We start from the raw sequence: 20,774 nt of genomic DNA on the forward strand, positions 1-20,774 counted from the left end.
CACCTGAGAAAATGCATCAACAAAATATTCTAAAAAGAAAAACATATAAATCAAAAAACCTGAACAATAAATCTATTGTTCAGGTTTAATTAATTATTTTTAATCTTTAATAATCTGTATTGATTATTTAGGACTAGACAAATAGTATACTTTTTTATAAAGTAGGCTCTATAAGATTTCCGTACCTGTCAAATTCTATTACATTTCCATAAATATCTAATTCTATAATTGGTTTCCCTAATTTTGCGATTTCTAGTAATTGTGTTTTTCTATCTCCTACAATAACGTAAATCATTTCTTCTTCGTTTAAATAGTTTTTAATAGTGGCTTTATAATCCTCTAAAGTCATGTTTACTAATTCCTCTTGTTCATCCACAATATAGGTGTCTGGTTTGCTGTATTTACTAATATTTCTTAAAACAGATAATTGTGCTCGCAAACTTTCAAAAGCTCTTGTATTCCCTTTTAGAATTTTGTTTTTTGTTAATTCGACTTCATTATCGGTAAAACTTGCTTGGTAATTGGTTAGCATCTCTTTAATTATTTCTAAAGATTTCAAGGTTGCATTGGCTCTAACACTAGATCTTACTGTGAAAGGTGCCACTTCATTACTTTTTGAAAAACCAGAATATGCGCCGTAGGTATATCCTTTTTCTATTCGTAAAGTTTGAAATAATCTACCACTAGAACCACCTCCTAAAATCTCATTCGCAAATTCTAGTTTATTCGCATTTTTATCGTTTGCAGAAACGGCCAACTTTCCTATTTGTATAACAGATTGTTTTGCATCCGGAACATCAACAAAATAAATGTTTCCTTGGTTATTATTAATTGGTAAATTGTAATGTGGAACTGCTATTTTGTAACCATTCCATGTATTTAAAACGCGAACCACATTTTCGGTTTGTTCTTTAGTAATTGCTCCCGCAATATGAAACTTAGCCTCTTTTGGAGAAAGGTTATTGTAATAGGATTTTAAATCTTTTAAGGTAATCGCTTTTGTGCTTTCCAGCGTTCCAGAACCGGAAGTACCAAAACGGTGATTATGGCCATAAATTAATTCATTAAAAACATTGGATGCTATACTATTAGGGTTGGCTTCTCGTCCTTTTAAATTCGTTTCTAAAGCTAATTTTAAACGTTCAAATTCTTTCTCGTCCCAACGTGGTTCTAGTATCATTTCATTCACTAAAGCCATGGTTCCTTCAAAATTCTTCGTTAAACAAGAACCTGTAATATGAAAATCTTCTTTTGCACTATATATATCTATGGAAGCGCCTAACATACCAATAGCTTCTTCTAATTGCGCTGGTGATTTGGTTGCAGTACCTTCCATCATCAAGTCACTTAATAGACTAGCCACTCCTTCTTTACCAATCGGGTCTAGTAATTCTCCACCTGGAATAGTAATATCAAACGCTACTAAAGGTACTTCGTTGTTTTCTATACCATATAAACTTAATCCATTTTCAAGGCTTCCTCTCCAAATGGTTGGCGCTTTAAATAAAGGAAGTTCACTAAAGTCGGGTTCACTTCTATCGTGTTTGGTTTCTGTTTTGTCATAAACAGCTTCTTCACCTTGACCAACTTCTTCATTTGCCACATTGTAACGCACTCTTTCTAACCAAACCGTTGCTGGTTTTGCGTCTGTAACCGCCAAATCTAATTGCCCTTTAGGCACAACACTTGTCATTACATACTTTTTATCTTTTATGTACTTATTGTATACACGCATCACATCTTCTGCAGTCACCGCTTCGGTTAGCTTCGCGCTTTCTACAATAAAACCTGGATCACCTTTAAACTCGTTGTCTTGAACTAACTGAAAAGCTTTGTTTAAAACGGTACTTATACCTTGATATAAATCGGTTTCTAATTCTGCTTTAATTCGTTTTAAATCCCTTGCATTAACGCCATCGGTTTCAAATTTGGTTAGACCTTCTTCCATTGCATTTTTTACTTGATCTAAGTGTATATCTGCATTTGCCCGAATTCTAAAAATAAATTCTCCTGCTATTTCATTACTAGATTGATACGTCCCAACATTAGGCGCCAGTTTTTGTTCTTCGACTATAACAGTATACAAAGGAGCACTTTTACTTCCACTTAAAAGTTGCCCAAGAATTTGCAAAGCATATACATCTTCGTGGTATTCTTCCACGGTAGGAATAACCATTCTTAATTCTGGAAGTTTCGCAAAATTATCTTCAAAATATAAAGACTTTGTTTCCTCTAATACTACAGGATCTGCTTGCAATTGTTCTACTTCTGGGCCACTAGGTATTTCGCCAAACCATTTTTCTACAAGCGCTTTAGTTTCTTCTATATTGATATCTCCTGCAATTACTAAAGATGCGTTGCTTGCGCCATAATATTCATTATAAAATTCTTTAACATCCGCTATAGTTGCCGCTTGTAAATCGGGTAAAGCACCAATAACGGTCCAGCTATACGGATGTCCTTCCGGATATAAATTTTTTCTAATAATTTCATCGGTGTAGCCATATGCCGCATTATCTACACGTTGTCGTTTTTCATTTTTAACCACTTGTTTTTCGCGTTCTAAAGCTTCTTTGGTTACCGTATTTATCATGTAACCAAAACGATCGGAATCAATCCACAGAATTTTTTCGAATGCATCTTTAGGAACGACTTCGTAATACACGGTTCCATCACTCCAAGTTCCGCCGTTTCTACTTCCTCCCCATTCTGGAATCATCTTTCGGTTTGCACCAACAGGAACATTTTCAGAATCATTAAAACTCATGTGTTCAAAAAAGTGAGCAAATCCTGTTTTTCCTGGTTTTTCTCGATTAGAACCAACATGCATCATGGTTGCCACAGCAACAATGGGATCACTATGATCTTCATGCAGTATCACTTCTAGTCCATTATCTAAAACAAATTTTTCATAATCTATTTTAAATACGGTTTCTTCTTGAGAGATTGGTTCTGGTTCTTTTTTACAAGAAATACAAGTAAGCGCAAGCAGCACTATCGTTAGTGAAGTTAGTTTCATTTTTAGTTGGTTTGATTAATAGCTTTTTAATTTAATAACTTGATTTTTAAAGATACGTTAAAAAACTATTAATATCTTTGCCTCTTAAATTTAAAATGTATGTTTTCGTTAAAAAATATTTTTCGCTTAGTAGCTTTATTAGAAGGTGTTTCTTACTTATTACTAATGGGCGCTGCTATTTATAAACGTATGCCTGATGGTAATGATTACCTTGTAAAACTATTAGGAATGCCTCATGGATTACTATTTGTGGCTTATGTTGTATTAGCAATTGTATTTGGTATGCAACTAAAATGGAATATGAAAACAATGTTTATTGTACTCATTGCATCCATTTTACCTTTTGCTACTTTTTATGTAGAAGAGAAGTATTTGAAAAATATTTAGTAATATAGCATATCAAATATACTTTAAAATGCTAAAAAAACGCCCTCATTTTCTAGTGCTTTCTTTTATTTTATTGGCTTTAACAAGTTGTATAAAGGAAAAGTCTATACTAGTAAATGAAAACAATAAGACTCCTCAAGCCTTATTGGCAAATGAATTTGTTGTTAGAGGAACCACTTTTAACAACCATTTAAAAACGGCTTATATTTATAAAGTAGAAAGCGATACACTTACTTTAATGGATACTATTTCTATTAAAGAAAAGGCTTTTACATTTAAAGGGGTATCTAATCAACCAGCGTTTTATGCCATTAAAGTAGATGAAAGTGATGTTATGTATAAATTTTTAGTGGATGCATCTGAAATAAATATGTTTCTAAATACAAATTTATTTCTTTCTTCTACTTCTTCTAACTCCGATACCCAAAAGGTCTATTTTGATTATAAATCTAAAATGGATGGTTTTGATTATAAGGAACGAGCATTATTTTTAAAATATAAATCTCCGCAAACCGCAAACAAAAGAACTTCGATTTTAAATACAGATTTAGAAAACTTACAAATTGAAAAAATAACTTTTGTTAAGCAGTTTATTGAAACGAATAACAATTCGCACTTCACTCCTTTTGTATTACAAGAAAATTATCATAGTTTTTCTACGGAAAGCTTAAGGAAACTGCATGATACCTTAACAGATGAGATTAAAAAGGTACCATCTATTAAACAAATCTATAGGGATATTGTTAGCTTAGAAGAAAAAGAAACCCAACAAGGTATAAAAACAGAAAGTTACAGACCGATGGCTTATACTTTAAGTGGGCCAAATGCAAACGGACAAACCATGTCTTTAGCTTCTTTAAAAGGAAAAGTAGTTCTCGTAGATTTTTGGGCGAGTTGGTGTGCTCCTTGCCGAGCTACGAATCCAAACTTGGTACAATTACATAATAAATATAAAGACAAAGGTCTTGTTATTTTAAGTATTAGTGAAGATAAAGGTTCCCCGGAATGGTTGCGTGCAATTCAAACAGACAAACTAACTTGGAATACACATATTCTAGACAAAAATAAAACCATTGCTTTTAGATATGGTGTAGAATCTATACCATATAAAATACTTGTAGATAAACAAGGTAGAATTGCAAGTGGAAAAATTTCCGGTACTACATTAGAAAACCGAATTAAAGAGTTACTTAAGGAATAAGCTTATTGAATTACTAGCTTTTTAGTCCGTTTAGATTCTTCCGTAATAATAGTTGCTATATATAAACCAGAACTTAGGCTAGACACATCTAAAGTGTTATTTCCTTGTTCTATTTGTTTTTCTAAAAGAAACTGACCACTTACGGTGTATAACGCTAGTTTTGCAACAGGAACATTTAAATTAATGTTTACTTGGGTAGTTGCTGGATTAGGATACATTCTAAAATCTATGTCTAAAATTTCTGGTGAAGATAACGTTTTACATTCACCTTCATCTGCAACAAAATTACAAGAAGCATCTACTTCCCAATCATTTAAATAACTAGCAGAAGTATTATCTACAAAAACACAAGTTAAACTTTGATTTGACGTTACAATAAACTGGTTTATACGATGGTTATTTCCATTTCTAACATCTATATCATTTAACATGTTATTTTCAGCAATGACATATCTTAAATCTGGATTATTAGAAATATCTAAACTTTGAATTTGATTGTTTTGAGCATATAGTAAAAATAAATCCGCAGCATTACTTAAATCTAAACTAGTCAGATTGTTATTATTACAAAGTAAACGTTTTAAGTCCGCATTATTACTTAAGTCTAAATTGCTTAAACTATTATTTGTACAACTAAAATAACTTAATGATGCGTTACTAGAAACGTCTATAGTATTTAAATTATTATTATCGCATGTTAGTGTTTTTAGAGCAGTATTTGCAGAAACATCTACTGTACTTAAGTTATTTTCTGAAATAAATAAATGCTCTAAATTTAAGTTACTTGCAAAGTTTACACTAGACAGATTATTATTATAACATCTCAAGTCTTTTAAATATGCATTTGCAGATACGTCTAAAACACTAATATTATTAAGGTTGCAATACAAGTATTCTAATTGAAAATTATTGCTAACATCTAAACTGTTCAAATTATTATTACTAAGAAAAACACTCTTTAAAGATGCATTTGCAGCTATATTTAATGCAGATAAATTATTGTTATCCGCATCTAATAACTCTAAATATGGATTAGAACTTAAATCTAATGTTGTTAAATGATTGTTATACGCAAATAAATATTTTAAACTTTTAAAAGCTTCTATTCCAGAAAGATCTGTAACACCAATATTACCAATAAACAAGGTTGTTATGAATACGGCGTCACTATCTAATATATTACCATTTAAACCGTTGGTATCTATATTTAATGATATAAGAGCTTGCTCAAAAGTAGAGTCAGGAATTGCGGTAGTTTGGGAATGTAGGTTTGTACTATTTAATAAAACAAGCGCAAAAAATAAATGGAGCTTAAAATTAAAAAAATAGTTAAACACTACATTTCGAAAAGTGATTAATAGCATATCTTTCTTTCTTAACGTATTGATAGTGTTGTACTAACAATTAATATACTGCAATATGCTAACTAAAACTGTAACTTCCTCTTATTATCGTTATTCTGTTTTATTACTCGTTTAATTACTAACTGTTTAACCTATCGTCTACAAATTCTACTTGAGTTTTGTGATGAGGCAATGCATTTCCATCTTTATCTAAGTTTACCATTACTATTTTTTCTATGGTAATAATGGTTTCTCTAGTCATCATGTTTCGCACTTCACATCGTACTGTTAAAGATGAAGTTCCAAACTTTACGGCATCTATTCCAATTTCTACAATATCACCTTGTCTAGCAGAACTTTTAAAATCTATTTCTGTAATAAATTTGGTAACGACTTGTTGATTTTCTAATTGCACAACTGCGTATAGCGCAGCTTCTTCGTCTATCCATTCTAAAAGTCTACCACCAAACAAAGTTCCGTTTGGGTTTAAATCTTCTGGTTTTATCCATTTTCTTGTATGAAATCTCATATGTTATAATAGTTTTTGTTGCAAATCTTGATTCGGTATTTTAAGATTGCAATTACATTCTTTGTTTAATTTTTCAATAAAATAAGCTGCAAGTAAAGGAGATTCTTTTTCCATATTTTGATGTATAAAAAAATCTATTTCTTTTACGCCTTGGTTCTTCCAAATTTTCAACCTTTCCACCCAATCGTCTAAACGCGCATAATCACTTTCATGATTGGCACCAACGTAACGTACAAATGCGGTACTATTAGTTAGTCGCATGTGCATTAAATCTCTTCTCCCAGCAGTATCTACAATAACATTAGAGATGTTATTTTCTTCTAAAAGCGTATACAAATCTTCAGCAATGGCAGCATCATTATACCAATTAGTATTTCTAAACTCTATGGCTAACGGAATTTCTTTTGGCCAAGATTCTACAAACTCCACGACCCTATTAAAATCTTTTGGTGCAAAATTACTATGCATTTGCAAAAAGATAGTTCCTAGTTTTTCTTTTAGATTAACTGCGTTATTCAAATAGTTATTGACAACCTCTCCTACTTCATTTAAACGTTTCCAATGACTAATTTCTTGGTTTAGCTTCGGAAAGAATTTAAATCCCTTTGGTGTTTTTTCATACCAAGTTGCAAATTGTTCCGAAGAAAAAATCCTATAAAAAGTAGCATTCAATTCAATAGCATTAAACTGACTAGAATAATAACCCAATTCATCTTTTGTACCTCTTGGATAAAAGCCTTTTAAATCTGCTCTATTCCATTTGGCACAACCAACAAATATTTCTGGATTCTGTTTTACTTGTACCTTATTTAAAACGTTAAACGTGTCTTTATGATCTAGAGGTAATGTAAAATCGATTAATTCTGGATGTTCTACGCTTCCAAACTTCATGCTTTATTTGTATTGAGAATCTTTAGGTAAAGATACCAAAATATAGCTTGTTAATAAACTCGTTAACAAGTTAAAAATACTATATAACTATCTATATAATTTATCATTAATTTTAATAAAAACTTATAGATATGAATACTAGAGACTTAAATTTAAAGCAAGCAAGACCTGAAATTCCTTCTATTATTATTAGTGATGACATGTCCAATGATGAACGTTTTCAAAATCTGGTACTTAGACCAATAGCGAAGTTACAAGTACCTTTATTTATTGAAGTTTTTAAGAATTATGCTAAAAAGCATAAGAATGTTTTTTACGAGTTATCTATTGAAAAACGTATCCTTTATATTGAAAATGCGTTGCAAAAAGATATGAAGCTTAGAAATGCTTTAAAAGGCATGGTGATTGGCTTATTTACTACGGAAGAATATCTTATTTACATTAAAAACTCTTCCGCTTTAAACAAACGTATGATGTCTATAGTTAAAGACCAATTAATTGGAAATATCCAGCTTTTAGATAAAGCCGAATTAGGGATTGCGGTTTAAGTTTAAACCAAAGAAACGCCATTTAAATCTGTGGTAAGCACAGCACTCATATAATCAAAATAGGGTCTGATCGCTTTAAACGCTATTTCTACTTCCTTTAAAAAATCTGGTGAAAGCACTTCTTTATCTGTAAATTTTTTGGTGAAAATAAATTGCTTTTTCTTGATTAAATCCATGGATTTGTGCTCTTTATCAAATCCTCTTGGCGCTGTTTTTAATTCGTCACCAACGAATTCTCCCCAAATTGTTTTAAACTTTTTATTGTCTATAATTTCTCGGATTTCGCTATCGTCTTGTTCAAACTCTTTTCTAATTCGTAATAAATCTTCCTTGTTTGGATCCCAAAAACCTGTTGCTATAAAACTTTCGTTATTCGGCTGAATATGCAAATAGTAACCACCTCTTAAATTTGGTTTTATTCGACTAAAAGAACCTCCAAAATGCGTTTTGTATGGCAGTTTATTTTTAGAAAAACGAACGTCACGATATATGCGAAACATTTTCATTTTATCTATCTCATCATGCGTATTAAGCAGGTTAAATAACTGCGTATAAACTTGCTTTACCTCTGCTTCTATTTCTTTAAATTCTGGTTTATGTTCATTAAACCAATCTCTATTGTTATTTTTTTCTAAACGCTTAAAAAAGTCGAAGGTTTCTCTAGGTATGGTTTCGTTCATAATACAATTATTAATTATTTTTAAAAATACGAAAAGCCTCGAAAAAATCGAAGCTTTTCTGCTATTATTACATAGCTAGTTGCATTATAAATTTCTATCTACAAATAGAAATTATTTAGAAATTTTAAATTCTTTGGTTATTAAACCATCACTTTCGCCATCATAATATTCAATTACAAAAGTTTTGTCTTTATCAAAATAACCAACTCCGGTGTATCCCTCTGTGGTAACGATATAACTCCTGTTTCTAGCAGAATATCTGGCATTACCAAAAGGCATATTCTCATCCCCTTTTTTAACAGAAACGATAAACCCTTTTTCATCTGGGACAAAGGCATAATCCACATCCTTAAATTTGTAATACGTAACTTTTGTTTTGGTATCATATTGCGGATCTATATCATTATCTACCTGTACTGTTTTTGTTACTTTTACAGGGGTATCGATTCGGTATCCGTTAAGCTTATATCTATCTTGAGGATCGATTTTCACTTCTTGTTTTTGTACCGTATTTACTTTCACTTTCTTTTCAATAATCTTTCCGTCTTCTTTTACTTTGACTATTTTCACTTCCGTTTCATCGGTAACGTCCACAGGATTATTATTTTGTGCGTAAATACCTGTACACATTAATACACTGAATATATATATTAAATTTTTCATTATTATTTTAGTTTTAAATTTTAGAATTAAACTTTTACTTAGTTGTTAGTTATTATCTATTATTCTAATTCATCCTCGATGTCTTCTTTTACATCTTCCATTTCGTCTTTAACATCATCTGCTGCGTCTTCCATAGCATCTTTGGTATCTTCTGCTGCTGCTTCTATTTTTTCTCCTGGCGTTTTCTTTTCTTCTCTACAACTTATAAATACAGTTGCAATAGAAAACATAAGTACTACTGTGCATATTAATTTTCTCATGATTATCTTTTTAATGGTTAATTGTTGTTTTGTTTTTAGACTTTTCTAATAACATCTCTAATTAGGGATAGAATAAATAATACTATAAATACAAAGAATAGTATTTTGGCTATTCCAGCCGAAGCTCCTGCAATGCCGCTAAATCCTAAGATTCCAGCAATAAATGCGATTATTATGAATGTGATTGTCCAACGTAACATATCTTTTGATTTTTAAATTTTAATGTAAAAGACTATACTTTTGTGTTCTTAGTATATTCTTACTCTAGTGATTAGAGAATTCTTCTTGATGTGCATTTGAATTTTCAAAGGAAAGTTTATTATCAAATTGAAGTGTTCTAATAGGAAAAGGAATATTGATATTTTCTTTATCGTACGCCTTTTTAATTTCAATAATAGCGGTACTTTTTGCCCTTAGTTTTTCTAATGCACTATCGGCGTCAATCCAAAATCTGCATAAATAGTTTATAGAACTTCCTCCAAATTCTGTGTAGTAAAACTCTACTTCATTTGGGTCTTTTACTTGACTAAAAACATTTGCTATAGTTTCCTTTGTAAGTTGTTCTACATGATCTAAATCAGATCCGTAACCAACACCACATTCTAGCATTACACGCATTTTTGTGGTGAGTGAATAATTTTTTATCGGATTTTCTAAAATGGTTTTATTTGGTATAATAACCATATTATTATCTGCTTCTTTTATGGTGAAATCTTTTAGGTTTATATCCATCACTTCCCCAGAAAAACCATTGGTTTCTACCCAATTTCCTATTTCAATTTTCTGTTTAAAGGATAATACTAATCCAGCAAAAGTGTTAGACAATGTGCCTTGTAGCGCCAAACCAATTGCTAAACCTACAACACCTGCTCCTGCTAATAAAGAGGATAATGTTTTACCTAGATCTAAGATTCCTAAGGCCAAAAACAAACCAGCTACAACGACTGCTATTGCAGCTATTTTTCCAATTATATTACTAATAGAATCTTGTTCTATTTTTTTGGATGCTAGTCTAGTAACTATTCTTTTTACATATTTTGCTGTAAAATAAGCGGTTACTAATACTAAAACGGCAATTAGTAAGTTTGGTAACATTTGAATAATGGCCGTAAACCAACTTTGTAATTTTTCAATAAGGCCATCTAATGCGGTTTGAAATTGTAATTTCATGTATGATACGTTTTAAAGGTGAAGTAAAAATTTTTTGTTTCTAGGAAATATTAAAAACTTAATTTACCGCTACGCTTTGTAACTTATCGGAAGTTTTTTTAGTCCAAGCATCTAGCATCCAACTTGCTTTTTCTAAATCTCTTATGTACGCACCAATAAGATCTATGGTACCTTCGTCTGAAGCTTCTTCTGCTTTGTGAATAACTCGAGACATTTGTGCTAATATTATTTTATGATCTTTTATAATTTCGGAAACCATGTAGGTATCCGATTTCAAAGATTGTGCTTCTTCTACAGCAGATATTTTTAAGTAATTGCTGTATTTACTCATTGGATGAAATCTTAACGTTAGAATACGTTCTGCTATTTCATCAATTTTTAGTTGGGCGTCTTTGTATAACTCTTCAAATTTATGATGAAGATCAAAGAAATTTTCTCCTAAAATATTCCAGTGAAAATTTCTTAGCTTTTGGTAATAAATGTGGTAATCTGCAAGTAGTGTATTTAGCTCTACAACTACAGGTAATAATTTCTCATCTTGCATATTCAAATAACTCATAATTATATATTGTTTTAAAGTGTTTGTTTTGTTCGAACACTATATAAACTATGAGAAATATCACTTTTGTCAAGTCCTTTAACGGTCTTTAACAGTCTTAAATTTTATTTAACATAAATTATGTTAAAGCCACTTCTTTCTTCTAAAATAAATTAACATAATAATGAGTATAATAATCATTACCGACCAAACTATATAATAACCATAAGGATTATTAAGCTCTGGCATATTGGTGAAATTCATACCATAAACACCTGCAATAAAAGTTAACGGAATGAAGATAGTAGCAATGATAGTTAGTACTTTCATTACCTCATTCATTTTGTTGCTTATGTTGGTCATATACAAATCCATAAGTCCCCAAATCATTTCCCGATACAAGTCTATACTTTCGTTTACTTGTATCATATGATCGTATAAATTACGGAGGTAATTCTTGGTTTTATCTTCAATAAATTCGATTTCAGACTTTTCCAATTTGTTAACTACTTCACGAAACGGAAAAACAGTTCTTCGTATTTTTAATATCTCGCGTTTCTGGTTTTGAATACTTGTAGTTGTGGTATTCGTATTAGATTCTTGAATAAAAAGCGTTTCTTCTAAGTCTTCAATTTTATCTCCTTCCGCTTCAACAACGGTAAAGTAATTATCCACTACTGCATCTAAAATGGTATACATTAAATAATCTGCTTTCGCATTTCTAACTCTACCTTTCGCATTTCTTATTCTATCTCGTAAATCATCAAAAACATCACCATCTGCTTCTTGAAAAGTAAGCACATAATTTTCACCAACTACCATACTCATGTGTTCGTAGACAATTTCATCTTCATTTTTAAAATGCAACATTTTAAATACTATAAAGAGATAATCGTCATAGTCTTCCAGCTTTGCTCTTTGGTTAGTGGTTACAATATCTTCAAGTACTAAAGGATGCAGATTATAATGCTGACCTAATTTTTCAATTTCTGCAGTATTATTTAAACCGTTAATATTAATCCAAGTAACGTGCTCTTGCCCTTTAAAATGAAAAGCATCTTCTACATTATTAGAGATTTTAAAATTACAAACTTCTTTATTATAATTTACAATATCAATTTTTGTTTCTAGAGATTGTTTGCTACCAACATAAGCTACTGTTCCAGGAACAGAATTTATGGTTTTATACGTTTTTTTACGCTTGATAGTTTTACGATTTTTTTGAGCCATGTAGTTTATAATTACTATAAAAATACTAAAGTTTATTCAAATTCAATGTTATTTAATACTAAACCAGAAGCAGGCGCAATATAATCCATGACTTCTGTACTTTCCATATGTAAAGTAGCTTTAATATAATCTAAAGTAATTTCGGCTCTTCCTAATTTTATAAGGGCTCCCATCATTAATCGAATTTGATTTCTACCAAAACCTTTTCCTTTTACACGAAGCATATATGTTTTCTCTGGGAAGAAATTTGCACTAAAAACCGTATTTTCTACCAGCTCACAAGTACTAACTTCTCTGGTATATAAACCTTCGTTTGTAGCCTTATAACAATAGGTTTTAAAGTTATGTGTGCCTTCAAATAGGGTTGCACCTTCTTGCATAGCTTCTATATCTAGATTCTCTAAAATAGTAGTTAAAATTGGTGCACAAAAAGGATGGCATTTTTCGCCATGTGTAAAAAGGTATAAATATTCTTTTATTTTAGAATGCTGAATAATATTGAATTTCGCATCCACCTCTTCTATAGATAATGCACGAATATCTTGCGGTAAATTATGGTTAAAGAGTGCTAAAAAAGCTTCTTGATCTGGAATAGGTGCATATAGAAAAAGCTCGAAAGCAGAAGCATTTGCAGAAACCATTGCGTCTGTTCTTCCAGAAGCCAAAGTTTTAAAGCGCTCCCCTTTTAAAATAAATTTAAAGGTTCTGTCAATCATTAAATGCACCGTTTTCAAATTAGGTTGTTTTTGCCAACCATGAAAACGATAGCCTAAATATTGTATTTTGACTAGGTAATAGTAACGTTTATTAAACATGTTTTAAGAATGTCTTAGAAGCTAGCAAGTACGTTATTTTAATGCTTCTAGCAAAATAACTTCTATTTTATTAGAATTATTTCTCTCTAGTTTTTAAAACCGAAACTACATCCTTCAGTTTAAACCCTTTTGCTTGTAGTAACATTAAATAATGAAACAATAAATCAGCACTTTCGCTAAGGAATAAATCATCATTATTATCCATTGCTTCAATAACCACTTCTACAGCTTCTTCTCCTACTTTCTGAGCTACTTTATTAATACCAGAAGCAAATAAAGAAGCAACATAAGATTTTTCGGAATCTCCAGCCTGTACTCTACTTTCAATAGTGTTTTCTAGTTTAGAAATAAATCCGAAACTTTCTTGGTTTTTCTCGTTCCAGCAGGTATCTGATCCTTTATGACAAGTTGCTCCTACTGGGTTTACCTGAATTAACAAGGTATCGTTATCACAATCTAGTTTATAGTCTACAAGGTTTAAAAAGTTACCACTTTCTTCTCCTTTTGTCCAAAGTCGTTTTTTGGTTCTGCTATAAAAAGTAACTTTATTTGTTTCTTTTGTTTTGCTGAAAGCTTCCGCATTCATATAACCCAACATCAATACTTTATTTGTAGTTGCGTCTTGAATGATTGCAGGTACTAATCCGTCGTTATTTTTATTAAAATCTATATTCATAATTCAATTTTTGTCTAGTCGAGCGCAGTCAAGACCTTAATGTTTTACTCTAAACCTCTCGACTGCGCTCGAGGTGACCCCAAGTTTATAATCTTACTTCGATGTTATTCTTCTTTAATACTTCTTTTAAATCCTTTATTTCAATTTCACCAAAATGAAAAACACTTGCTGCCAAAGCTGCATCTGCTTTCCCTAGATGAAAAGCATCCACAAAATGTTCCATATTTCCTGCACCACCAGAAGCTATTATCGGAATATTTAATGCTGTAGAAAGTTTCGCTAATGCTTCGTTAGCAAAGCCATTTTTAGTACCATCATTATTCATAGAAGTAAAAAGAATTTCTCCAGCACCACGTTCTTCCGCTTCTTTAGCCCAAGAAAATAAATCTAATTTAGTAGGAATACTTCCTCCTGCAACATGCACTATCCAGTTTCCATCTATCTGTTTGGCATCAATAGCAACGGTTATACATTGGTTTCCAAATTTGTTTGCCAGTTCATTTATTAATTCCGGACGTTTAATTGCCGAAGAATTTATAGAAACCTTATCTGCTCCACATTTTAAAAGCGCGTCTACATCTGCAATAGAAGAAATTCCACCACCAACAGTAAACGGAATATTAACCTGTTCGGCTACTTTTAAAACCATATCTAACATGGTTTTTCTACCTTCTAAGGTTGCAGAAATATCTAGTAAAACTAATTCGTCTGCACCAAGCATTGCATATTTTTTAGCTAGCGAAACAGGATCTCCTGCATCTCTTAAACTCAAAAAATTTACACCTTTTACCGTACGACCATCTTTAATATCTAAACAAGGAATAATTCTTTTTGCTAACATTTTAATAAATGGTTTCTAAATCGGTTAAACGTATATTACCTTCATATAAAGCTTTACCGATAATTACCGCTTCACAGCCAATTTTTTCTAATAAATTGATGTCATCAATAGTGGTAACACCACCTGAAGCTATAAGTTTGATCGTTTGATTATTGGCAGAACAGCTTTCTAGCATCTTTTTATACAGTGCTATGGAAGGACCTTGCAGCATACCATCTTTAGCTATATCCGTACAAATAACGTATTGAATATTCTTTTTCTGATAACCTTGTATAAAAGGAATCACTTCTAAATTGCTTTCTTCGGTCCAGCCACTAATAGCAACTTTTTCATTTCTACAATCTGCACCAAGTATTATTTTTTGGGCTCCATATTTTGAAATCCAACTATCAAAAGTATTCGTGTCTTGCACAGCAATACTTCCTCCTGTAATTTGTCGTGCGCCAGAATTAAAAGCGATATGCAAATCTTCATCTGTTTTTAAACCACCACCAAAATCAATTTTCAAATTGGTTTTAGATGCAATTTGCTCTAAAACTTTATAGTTGACAATATGATTGGCTTTTGCGCCATCTAAATCTACTAAATGTAAATATTGAATTCCTGCTGCTTCAAACTGTTTGGCAACCTCTAAAGGGTTTTCATTATATATTTTTTTAGTACTGTAATCGCCTTTAGTAAGTCGAACACATTTTCCGTCTATAATATCTATTGCTGGGATTATTCTCATTTTATTAGCTTTTGGCTTTTAGCTTTTGGCTCTTAGCAAATGGCTAACAGCTAGTAGCTAAAGGCTTATTTTATAATTCTGTAAAATTCTTTAATACTTGTTCTCCTGCATCGCTACTTTTTTCTGGATGAAATTGCACACCATAAAAATTATCTTTTTGTAATGCGGAAGCATACTCTAAATCATAGTCTGTTGTTGCTATAGCTTCATTACAATTCTCTGCATAATAACTATGCACAAGATACATATAGCTTTTATCATTTATGTTTTTAAATAAATCAGATTTCAAATTACGTATCGTATTCCAACCCATTTGAGGTACTTTTACACGTGCATTAAATCGCTTCACATGCACATCAAAAACGCCTAATCCTTCGGTGTTTCCTTCCTCTGTCGTTTTACATAGTAATTGCATCCCTAAACAAATCCCTAAAACAGGCTGTGTTAAGTTCGGAATTAATACATCTAACGTACTTTCTTTAAGCATTTTCATTGCGGTGCTGGCTTCTCCTACTCCTGGGAAAATAATCTTATCTGCTGCTTTAATTTCTTCTGGATTATTAGATAGAACAGCTTCAAATCCCAATCGTTTAAAAGCAAACTGAATGCTTTTAATATTTCCTGCTCCGTAATCTATAATAACTATTTTCATTCTTTAACTTTTGGCTTTTGGCTTTTGGGAGTTAGCGAAGAGCTAACATCCAAAGGCTAAAAGCTATTTTACAACATTCCTTTTGTAGAAGGTAAAAACATTTTATTAGAATCGCGTTTTACAGCCATTTTCATAGCTTTAGCAAATGCCTTAAAAATACCTTCAATTTTATGGTGTTCGTTAGTTCCTTCTGCTTTAATGTTTAAATTACATTTTGCGCCATCGGTAAACGATTTAAACAAGTGGAAAAACATTTCGGTTGGCATGTCTCCTATTTTTTCACGTTTAAAATCGGCTTCCCATTCTAACCAATTTCTACCACCAAAGTCAACCGCTACTTGCGCTAAACAGTCGTCCATTGGCAAACAAAAACCATAACGTTCTATTCCCAATTTATTGCCCAAGGCTTTATTAAATAACTCGCCCAAAGCAATCATGGTATCTTCAATAGTATGGTGTTCATCTACCTCTAAATCACCATCTACTTTTATCGTTAAATCCATTGCGCCATGACGACCAATTTGATCTAACATATGATCGAAAAAGGATAAACCTGTATCAATATCATTTTTACCAGAACCGTCTAAATTTAGTTTGATGTAAATTTTGGTTTCGTTCGTGTTTCTAGTAATCTCTTGAACACGATCTTCTAGTTTTAAAAATTCATATATTTCTTTCCAGTCGGTACTTGTTAAGGCAATAGCATCTAAAATGGCTTGTTTGGAACTTTCTATTTCATCTGCTCCTAATTCTGGATTTTCGGATAAATAGATACCTTTTGATCCCAGATTTTTAGCCAATTCCATATCTGTGATTCGGTCTCCTAAAACAAAAGAATTTTCTAAATCATAGTTTTCTTTATCTAAATACTTGGTTAGCAAACCTGTTCTTGGCTTTCGAGTTTCTGCATTTTCATGTGGAAATGTTCTATCGATACATATTTCAGAAAAAACTACACCTTCCTTTTCAAAAGCAGTTATTACTTTATTTTGAGCAGGCCAAAAGGTGTCTTCGGGAAAAGAATCTGTACCTAATCCATCCTGATTCGTTACCATAACCAATTCATAATCCAATTCGGAAGCTATTTTAGCCATATATTGAAATACTTTTGGGTAGAATTCTAACTTTTCTAAACTATCTAATTGATAATCTACTGGCGGCTCTAGTACCAAGGTTCCGTCTCTATCTATAAATAATACTTTTTTCATCTTTAGTTTCCGCGAAAGCGGTAATCTTTTAATTAATATCCTTTAATGCGCTAATTAACTTCTCATTCTCTTCCTTAGTACCCACAGTAATACGAATACTATTTTCGACTTGTGCATTTCTATTACGAATAATTACTTTTTTTTCAATTAAATATTGATACGTTTTATTAGCATTATCCACTTCAACCAACAAAAAATTGGCATCTGTAGGGTATACTTTTTTCACAATAGAAAGCGTACTTAAAGCGTCTTTCAACTTTGTTCTTTCTAAAAGAATGGTATCGATATTCTGAGTAACTTCTTCTACATTATTTAAGCTTTTTAAAACTGCATCTTGATTTAAAGTACTCACATTATAAGGTGGCTTTACACGATTATAAAGTTTAATAATAGCTTCATTTGCATAGGCGACTCCTACTCTAACACCTGCTAAACCCCAAGCTTTACTAAAGGTCTGACTAACAATTAAATTATTGTACTTGTCTATATTTTTAATGAAGGATGCTTGCGAACTAAAATCGATATAAGCTTCATCTACAATCACAATACCGTTGAAATTTTCTAAAATATATTCTATATCCTCCGGATTAATACTATTTCCAGTTGGGTTATTTGGAGAACAAATGAAAATAATTTTCAGCGCTTCAAAATCTAAATACGGTTGTAATTGATTGAGACTAATTTGGAAATCGTTAATTAACGGTTGTTCTATAACCTCGATATTATTAATATTCGCAGACACCTCGTACATTCCGTACGTTGGCGAAAAGGTTAATACCTTATCTTTTCCTGGTTCACAGAAAATACGAAATGCTAAATCGATAACTTCGTCACTACCATTACCAACAAAAATTTGGTTTGTTTCTACTTTTTTAATAGCAGATAACTTTTGCTTAATCTCTTTTTGCTGTGGATCTGGATACCTGTTTAAGTCTCCAAACGGATTCTCATTTGCATCTAAAAAAACATCCGCAGTACCTTTAAATTCATCCCTTGCAGAAGAATAGGCTTTTAATGCTTTTATGTTTGCTCTTACGAGATTATTTATGTTGACATTTTGTTTCATTTCTTTATTCTTAGTAGATTTTTAGCTCCGCTCTGAATGACCATATTTTTATTTTAAATCCTTTAAACGAATGGTAACTGCATTTTTATGGGCTTGTAAACCTTCTGCTTCTGCCATTAACTCGATGGTGTTTCCAATATTTAGTAATCCTTTTTTAGTTATTTTCTGAAAGGTAATACTCTTTAAAAAACTATCTAAATTAACACCTGAATACGCTTTACTAAATCCGTTGGTTGGTAACGTGTGGTTTGTTCCTGACGCATAATCTCCTGCACTTTCTGGCGTATAATTACCAATAAAAACAGAACCTGCATTGGTAATATTATCGATAAAAAATTCGTTGTTTTTAGTCGCTATGATAAGGTGTTCTGCTGCATATTCATTAACAAAATCTAATGCATCGGTTGCCGTTTCTAATAAGATGGCACGTGCATTTTGCAATGCTAATGTTGCTATTTCTTTTCTTGGCAGTTCTAATAACTGTTTTTGTATTTCAGTAGAAACCTTAGAAATAAAGTCTTTCGAATCGGAAACCAAAATCACTTGACTATCTGCTCCATGTTCTGCTTGGCTTAGCAAATCGGAAGCTACATAGGCCGGATTTGCAGAATTATCCGCCATGACTAACAACTCACTTGGTCCCGCAGGCATATCGATTGCTGTGCCGTATTTGGTTGCCAACTGTTTGGCTACAGTTACATACTGATTTCCTGGTCCGAAAATCTTAGATACTTTTGCCATTGTTTCCGTTCCAAAAGTTAAACCTGCAATAGCTTGAATACCGCCAACCTTAAATATTTTGGATACACCACAAATTTTTGCTGCGTATAATATTTCGTTAGCAATTTTACCTGCAGCATTGGGAGGCGTACATAAAACGATTTCTTTACAACCTGCAATTTGAGCAGGAACGGCAAGCATTAAAACGGTAGAAAACAAAGGCGCTGTTCCGCCAGGAATATACAAACCAATTTTTTGAATAGCACGTTTTTCTTGCCAACAACGCACACCAGCTGTAGTTTCGACTTCTACTTTAGGCGTTTTTTGAGCGGTATGAAATTTTTCAATATTTGCTTTCGCTTTTAAAATGGCTTCCTTTAAATTAGAAGGCACTTTATTAGAAGCTTCCTCTATTTCTAAAGTTGTAACCAACATACTATCTAAAACTACACCATCAAATTTCTCGGTATACTTAGCAATAGCTTTATCTCCATTTTGAGAGATATCACCAAATATTTCGGTAACTGTAGCCTCTATATCCTTTACAGATAGTGTTGGTCTCTTTATAATAGTTTCCCAATCTTTCTTGCTAGGGTTTTCAATTGTCTTCATTTCTAATTGTCTTAATATCTTTGTATTCAATAGTATTAAACTACCATATTTTCAATTGGGCAAACTAAAATACCTTCTGCTCCATTTTCTTTTAGCTCATCAATAACTTCCCAAAATTCGTTTTTGTTTATTACCGAGTGAATCGAACTCCAACCTGTTCTGGCAAGCGGTAAAACAGATGGACTATTCATTCCTGGTAGGATATTAATAATATCTTCTATCTTATCATTAGGAGCGTTAAGTAATACGTATTTGTTTTGTCTTCCTTTTAAAACAGATTGTAATCGAAACTGAATCTTGTTTAAAATACTTTTGTTTTCTTCTGAAATTAATGGAGAAACGGCAAGAACTGCTTCGGATTTTAGCAGCACTTCTACTTCTTTCAATCCATTTTTAAATAAAGTACTTCCGCTAGAAACAATATCTACAATAGCATCCGCCAAACCAATATTTGGAGCAATTTCGACAGATCCATTAATGATATGCAGTTGCGCATCTACCTTATTTTTCTTTAAAAATTGATTTACGGTATTTGGATAAGATGTTGCAATACGTTTTCCTTGTAAATCTTGAATCGATTTGTAGGATGCAGATTTTGGTATAGCAATAGATACCTTACATGCGGAAAAGCCTAATTTTTCAACGATAGGAATAGTATCTCCTTTTTCGATAAGCACATTTTCTCCAATAATAGCAGCATCTACGATACCATCTTTTAGGTATTGCGGAATATCTCCATTTCTTAAATAAAATACTTCTAAAGGAAAATTTCTAGCCGAAGCTTTTAATTGGTCTTTACCATTGTCTATAGAAACGCCAATGTCTTTTAGAAGTTTCAGAGAATCTTCATTCAGTCTACCTGATTTTTGAATTGCAATTTTTAATTTACTCATTTTATCTTTTAATGTGTTTGAGTAAATCTTAAGGAAGAATTTCCAAGTTCATGGAAATAAAAAACCGCTTGATTTAGTCAAACGGTTTTTAAAATATTTTGT

General features: G+C 31.8%; 23 protein-coding genes. 3 read left to right on the plus strand and 20 right to left on the minus strand.

Going from position 1 to position 20,774, the window contains the following annotated elements; genetic code table 11:
- Positions 1–154: 154 nt before the first annotated feature.
- Positions 155–3,019 (minus strand): M16 family metallopeptidase, encoded by a 2,865-nt coding sequence (locus tag ACVCXO_RS13945; RefSeq protein ID WP_452230199.1) that lies wholly within the window; start codon positions 3,017–3,019, stop codon positions 155–157.
- Positions 3,020–3,118: 99 nt separating this feature from the next.
- Here ACVCXO_RS13945 and ACVCXO_RS13950 point away from each other — a divergent pair, with 99 nt between their 5' ends.
- Positions 3,119–3,406: a DUF3817 domain-containing protein gene (locus ACVCXO_RS13950; protein WP_452230200.1), complete on the plus strand. Its 288-nt coding sequence runs from the start codon at positions 3,119–3,121 to the stop codon at positions 3,404–3,406.
- Positions 3,407–3,434: 28 nt separating this feature from the next.
- The gene (locus ACVCXO_RS13955) at positions 3,435–4,607 is read left to right on the plus strand and encodes a thioredoxin-like domain-containing protein (protein ID WP_452230201.1); all 1,173 of its coding nucleotides are present in this window, start codon (positions 3,435–3,437) and stop codon (positions 4,605–4,607) included.
- A 2-nt stretch (positions 4,608–4,609) separates the two neighbouring features.
- Here ACVCXO_RS13955 and ACVCXO_RS13960 read toward each other — a convergent pair whose 3' ends face one another.
- From ACVCXO_RS13960 to ACVCXO_RS13970, 3 genes are all read right to left on the minus strand, one after another.
- Entirely contained in the window at positions 4,610–5,971 is a 1,362-nt protein-coding gene (locus ACVCXO_RS13960; protein WP_452230202.1) for a T9SS type A sorting domain-containing protein, read from the minus strand.
- Between the two features lie 118 nt (positions 5,972–6,089).
- The gene (locus ACVCXO_RS13965; protein ID WP_452230203.1) at positions 6,090–6,479 is read right to left on the minus strand and encodes an acyl-CoA thioesterase; all 390 of its coding nucleotides are present in this window, start codon (positions 6,477–6,479) and stop codon (positions 6,090–6,092) included.
- A 3-nt stretch (positions 6,480–6,482) separates the two neighbouring features.
- Complete coding sequence (locus ACVCXO_RS13970) at positions 6,483–7,370, minus strand: DUF72 domain-containing protein (protein ID WP_452230204.1); 888 nt, start codon at positions 7,368–7,370, stop codon at positions 6,483–6,485.
- Between the two features lie 131 nt (positions 7,371–7,501).
- Here ACVCXO_RS13970 and ACVCXO_RS13975 point away from each other — a divergent pair, with 131 nt between their 5' ends.
- Positions 7,502–7,918, plus strand: coding sequence for a glyoxalase (locus ACVCXO_RS13975; RefSeq protein ID WP_452230205.1), 417 nt, complete (start codon positions 7,502–7,504; stop codon positions 7,916–7,918).
- A gap of 2 nt (positions 7,919–7,920) precedes the next feature.
- Here the strand turns inward: ACVCXO_RS13975 and ACVCXO_RS13980 are convergent, their stop codons facing one another.
- The 16 genes from ACVCXO_RS13980 to hisG all read right to left on the minus strand — a co-directional run bounded on the left by ACVCXO_RS13980 (position 7,921) and on the right by hisG (position 20,672).
- The gene (locus ACVCXO_RS13980) at positions 7,921–8,598 is read right to left on the minus strand and encodes a DUF2461 domain-containing protein (RefSeq protein ID WP_452230206.1); all 678 of its coding nucleotides are present in this window, start codon (positions 8,596–8,598) and stop codon (positions 7,921–7,923) included.
- Positions 8,599–8,709: 111 nt separating this feature from the next.
- Positions 8,710–9,261: a hypothetical protein gene (locus ACVCXO_RS13985; protein WP_452230207.1), complete on the minus strand. Its 552-nt coding sequence runs from the start codon at positions 9,259–9,261 to the stop codon at positions 8,710–8,712.
- A gap of 59 nt (positions 9,262–9,320) precedes the next feature.
- Complete coding sequence (locus ACVCXO_RS13990) at positions 9,321–9,521, minus strand: hypothetical protein (protein WP_452230208.1); 201 nt, start codon at positions 9,519–9,521, stop codon at positions 9,321–9,323.
- A 35-nt stretch (positions 9,522–9,556) separates the two neighbouring features.
- Positions 9,557–9,721 carry a DUF1328 domain-containing protein gene (locus tag ACVCXO_RS13995; RefSeq protein ID WP_452230209.1) on the minus strand — a complete coding sequence of 55 codons (165 nt, stop codon included), beginning with the start codon at positions 9,719–9,721 and terminating at the stop codon, positions 9,557–9,559.
- A 64-nt stretch (positions 9,722–9,785) separates the two neighbouring features.
- Complete coding sequence (locus ACVCXO_RS14000) at positions 9,786–10,691, minus strand: mechanosensitive ion channel family protein (protein ID WP_452230210.1); 906 nt, start codon at positions 10,689–10,691, stop codon at positions 9,786–9,788.
- Between the two features lie 58 nt (positions 10,692–10,749).
- Positions 10,750–11,250 (minus strand): Dps family protein, encoded by a 501-nt coding sequence (locus ACVCXO_RS14005; protein ID WP_452230211.1) that lies wholly within the window; start codon positions 11,248–11,250, stop codon positions 10,750–10,752.
- A 123-nt stretch (positions 11,251–11,373) separates the two neighbouring features.
- Positions 11,374–12,459: a magnesium/cobalt transporter CorA gene (gene corA, locus ACVCXO_RS14010; RefSeq protein ID WP_452230212.1), complete on the minus strand. Its 1,086-nt coding sequence runs from the start codon at positions 12,457–12,459 to the stop codon at positions 11,374–11,376.
- A gap of 32 nt (positions 12,460–12,491) precedes the next feature.
- Positions 12,492–13,274 (minus strand): tRNA pseudouridine synthase A, encoded by a 783-nt coding sequence (locus tag ACVCXO_RS14015; RefSeq protein ID WP_452230213.1) that lies wholly within the window; start codon positions 13,272–13,274, stop codon positions 12,492–12,494.
- A gap of 76 nt (positions 13,275–13,350) precedes the next feature.
- Positions 13,351–13,950 carry a bifunctional phosphoribosyl-AMP cyclohydrolase/phosphoribosyl-ATP diphosphatase HisIE gene (hisIE, locus tag ACVCXO_RS14020; protein WP_452230214.1) on the minus strand — a complete coding sequence of 200 codons (600 nt, stop codon included), beginning with the start codon at positions 13,948–13,950 and terminating at the stop codon, positions 13,351–13,353.
- Between the two features lie 85 nt (positions 13,951–14,035).
- Positions 14,036–14,791, minus strand: coding sequence for an imidazole glycerol phosphate synthase subunit HisF (gene hisF, locus ACVCXO_RS14025; protein ID WP_452230215.1), 756 nt, complete (start codon positions 14,789–14,791; stop codon positions 14,036–14,038).
- Between the two features lies 1 nt (position 14,792).
- Positions 14,793–15,521 carry a 1-(5-phosphoribosyl)-5-[(5-phosphoribosylamino)methylideneamino]imidazole-4-carboxamide isomerase gene (hisA, locus tag ACVCXO_RS14030; protein WP_452230216.1) on the minus strand — a complete coding sequence of 243 codons (729 nt, stop codon included), beginning with the start codon at positions 15,519–15,521 and terminating at the stop codon, positions 14,793–14,795.
- A gap of 70 nt (positions 15,522–15,591) precedes the next feature.
- On the minus strand, positions 15,592–16,173 hold the full coding sequence (gene hisH / locus ACVCXO_RS14035; RefSeq protein WP_452230217.1) for an imidazole glycerol phosphate synthase subunit HisH: 582 nt from the start codon (positions 16,171–16,173) through the stop codon (positions 15,592–15,594).
- 68 nt (positions 16,174–16,241) lie between these two features.
- Positions 16,242–17,381, minus strand: coding sequence for a bifunctional histidinol-phosphatase/imidazoleglycerol-phosphate dehydratase HisB (hisB, locus tag ACVCXO_RS14040; protein ID WP_452230218.1), 1,140 nt, complete (start codon positions 17,379–17,381; stop codon positions 16,242–16,244).
- A 28-nt stretch (positions 17,382–17,409) separates the two neighbouring features.
- Positions 17,410–18,447 carry a histidinol-phosphate transaminase gene (gene hisC, locus ACVCXO_RS14045; protein WP_452230219.1) on the minus strand — a complete coding sequence of 346 codons (1,038 nt, stop codon included), beginning with the start codon at positions 18,445–18,447 and terminating at the stop codon, positions 17,410–17,412.
- 48 nt (positions 18,448–18,495) lie between these two features.
- On the minus strand, positions 18,496–19,779 hold the full coding sequence (hisD, locus tag ACVCXO_RS14050; protein ID WP_452230220.1) for a histidinol dehydrogenase: 1,284 nt from the start codon (positions 19,777–19,779) through the stop codon (positions 18,496–18,498).
- Positions 19,780–19,814: 35 nt separating this feature from the next.
- Positions 19,815–20,672 carry an ATP phosphoribosyltransferase gene (hisG, locus tag ACVCXO_RS14055; protein WP_452230221.1) on the minus strand — a complete coding sequence of 286 codons (858 nt, stop codon included), beginning with the start codon at positions 20,670–20,672 and terminating at the stop codon, positions 19,815–19,817.
- Between the last annotated feature and the right edge of the window lie 102 nt (positions 20,673–20,774).

The organism is Lacinutrix sp. MEBiC02404 (assembly GCF_053601575.1).

Bases quoted from the DNA above. Each gene is read 5' to 3' on its own strand.
- ACVCXO_RS13945 (WP_452230199.1), bottom strand. From the start codon at position 3,019: ATGAAACTAACTTCACTAACGATAGTGCTGCTTGCGCTTACTTGTATT.
- ACVCXO_RS13950 (WP_452230200.1), top strand. From the start codon at position 3,119: ATGTTTTCGTTAAAAAATATTTTTCGCTTAGTAGCTTTATTAGAAGGT.
- ACVCXO_RS13955 (WP_452230201.1), top strand. From the start codon at position 3,435: ATGCTAAAAAAACGCCCTCATTTTCTAGTGCTTTCTTTTATTTTATTG.
- ACVCXO_RS13960 (WP_452230202.1), bottom strand. From the start codon at position 5,971: ATGCTATTAATCACTTTTCGAAATGTAGTGTTTAACTATTTTTTTAAT.
- ACVCXO_RS13965 (WP_452230203.1), bottom strand. From the start codon at position 6,479: ATGAGATTTCATACAAGAAAATGGATAAAACCAGAAGATTTAAACCCA.
- ACVCXO_RS13970 (WP_452230204.1), bottom strand. From the start codon at position 7,370: ATGAAGTTTGGAAGCGTAGAACATCCAGAATTAATCGATTTTACATTA.
- ACVCXO_RS13975 (WP_452230205.1), top strand. From the start codon at position 7,502: ATGAATACTAGAGACTTAAATTTAAAGCAAGCAAGACCTGAAATTCCT.
- ACVCXO_RS13980 (WP_452230206.1), bottom strand. From the start codon at position 8,598: ATGAACGAAACCATACCTAGAGAAACCTTCGACTTTTTTAAGCGTTTA.
- ACVCXO_RS13985 (WP_452230207.1), bottom strand. From the start codon at position 9,261: ATGAAAAATTTAATATATATATTCAGTGTATTAATGTGTACAGGTATT.
- ACVCXO_RS13990 (WP_452230208.1), bottom strand. From the start codon at position 9,521: ATGAGAAAATTAATATGCACAGTAGTACTTATGTTTTCTATTGCAACT.
- ACVCXO_RS13995 (WP_452230209.1), bottom strand. From the start codon at position 9,721: ATGTTACGTTGGACAATCACATTCATAATAATCGCATTTATTGCTGGA.
- ACVCXO_RS14000 (WP_452230210.1), bottom strand. From the start codon at position 10,691: ATGAAATTACAATTTCAAACCGCATTAGATGGCCTTATTGAAAAATTA.
- ACVCXO_RS14005 (WP_452230211.1), bottom strand. From the start codon at position 11,250: ATGAGTTATTTGAATATGCAAGATGAGAAATTATTACCTGTAGTTGTA.
- corA (WP_452230212.1), bottom strand. From the start codon at position 12,459: ATGGCTCAAAAAAATCGTAAAACTATCAAGCGTAAAAAAACGTATAAA.
- ACVCXO_RS14015 (WP_452230213.1), bottom strand. From the start codon at position 13,274: ATGTTTAATAAACGTTACTATTACCTAGTCAAAATACAATATTTAGGC.
- hisIE (WP_452230214.1), bottom strand. From the start codon at position 13,950: ATGAATATAGATTTTAATAAAAATAACGACGGATTAGTACCTGCAATC.
- hisF (WP_452230215.1), bottom strand. From the start codon at position 14,791: ATGTTAGCAAAAAGAATTATTCCTTGTTTAGATATTAAAGATGGTCGT.
- hisA (WP_452230216.1), bottom strand. From the start codon at position 15,521: ATGAGAATAATCCCAGCAATAGATATTATAGACGGAAAATGTGTTCGA.
- hisH (WP_452230217.1), bottom strand. From the start codon at position 16,173: ATGAAAATAGTTATTATAGATTACGGAGCAGGAAATATTAAAAGCATT.
- hisB (WP_452230218.1), bottom strand. From the start codon at position 17,381: ATGAAAAAAGTATTATTTATAGATAGAGACGGAACCTTGGTACTAGAG.
- hisC (WP_452230219.1), bottom strand. From the start codon at position 18,447: ATGAAACAAAATGTCAACATAAATAATCTCGTAAGAGCAAACATAAAA.
- hisD (WP_452230220.1), bottom strand. From the start codon at position 19,779: ATGAAGACAATTGAAAACCCTAGCAAGAAAGATTGGGAAACTATTATA.
- hisG (WP_452230221.1), bottom strand. From the start codon at position 20,672: ATGAGTAAATTAAAAATTGCAATTCAAAAATCAGGTAGACTGAATGAA.